This window comes from Nocardia transvalensis NBRC 15921 (assembly GCF_000308875.1).
GTDB classification, from domain to species: Bacteria; Actinomycetota; Actinomycetes; order Mycobacteriales; family Mycobacteriaceae; genus Nocardia; species Nocardia transvalensis.
On the sequence record NZ_BAGL01000110.1, the window covers coordinates 1 to 1,103 of the forward strand.

2 protein-coding genes are annotated in these 1,103 nt (G+C 67.7%); one reads left to right on the forward strand and one right to left on the reverse strand.

All coding sequences use genetic code 11. The features are described 5' to 3' along the window. Window positions 1-240, reverse strand: a 240-nt coding sequence (locus tag ON41_RS30705) for a hypothetical protein (RefSeq protein WP_040751611.1), incomplete at its 3' end; no start/stop codon positions are given. Window positions 241-729: 489 nt separating this feature from the next. Between ON41_RS30705 and ON41_RS30710 the strand changes: the two genes are divergently transcribed. Next, window positions 730-1,103, forward strand: a 374-nt coding sequence (locus ON41_RS30710; RefSeq protein ID WP_040751612.1) for a helix-turn-helix domain-containing protein, incomplete at its 3' end; no start/stop codon positions are given.

The window sequence follows — 1,103 nt, forward strand, 5'->3', positions numbered from 1 at the left end:
GCCGAGATGATCCGTCGACGGCACGAGCACGGCATCGGCATTGGTGGTCGCGACCTGGGCGACAACGGCCGAGTAGGGCGCCGCCCACGTCGTTCGGTCGCCCAGCATCTCGGCGATGATGTTGTAGCCGCGCTCGTGGCACTCGCGGACCATCAACTCGTAGTCCCGCGCGGCCGCGGGCCCCGAGATATCCGTGCGCTGGAACAGCACCACCCGCACCGGTACGGCCGGGGCGCTCACGCGAGCTCCTCGTCGTCTGCGGTGAGGTATGCGGCCGCGGCGAGGTACGCCTCGCACACGCCCGTACCGCCGTGGCCGGCATGATTGATGAGGATTCGCACGGCGTGTTTTTTGTCGATGATCGCCGGGACTCTGCCGCCGTATTCGGCAAGGCATGGTTCCGAATTCTGTTGCGGTATAACGCATTCTGTTGATGCGGGCACGCTGGCTCCTGTGTGGTGTGCACCCAGGACGCCGGTCCGGAAACGACGGGTGTTCCGGGTGATTACTGCGTTTCGCCCAGCCTGGGCGGCCCGCATCGGCCGAATGGGTACGAATGGCCCGGTGCCGGAAGGGGTCCGATTCCTACCCCCACGAACGGGGCCGGATCCGTACCCGCGCGCGTAGGCTTGTGGTACCTCTTCGCGGAGGAACTGCCCCCGGCCGACGGGCCGGGGGTATCGCGAAGGGGAACAACCAGCGAATGATCCGCGGAGAAGGTGACGGTCAATGCCGAATCCCGATGACGTACTCGCCGCGCAAGCGATCGGCGAGCGCATTCAGCAAATCCGCATGCGAACCGGCAAGTCTCGCGCCGTCGTCGCTGGCCTCGTCGGCAGGTCGGAGGAGTGGCTCAAGAAAGTCGAGAAGGGGCAGCTCGCTCACCCGCCGAGTATCGAGGTGCTCGTGCAGATAGGACGGGCGCTCGGCGTGCGAGACCTCACCGAGATCACCGGCGAGCACGAACTTCTCGTCGGGGTGTCCCGGCGGGCCGGGCATCCCGTGGTCCCCGATATCCGCGACGCGATCGAAAGCATGGACCTCGCCGCCGCCACCCCCGCGGTGGCCGCCGCCGAACTGCGGGCCCGCGTCGACCGGGCCCC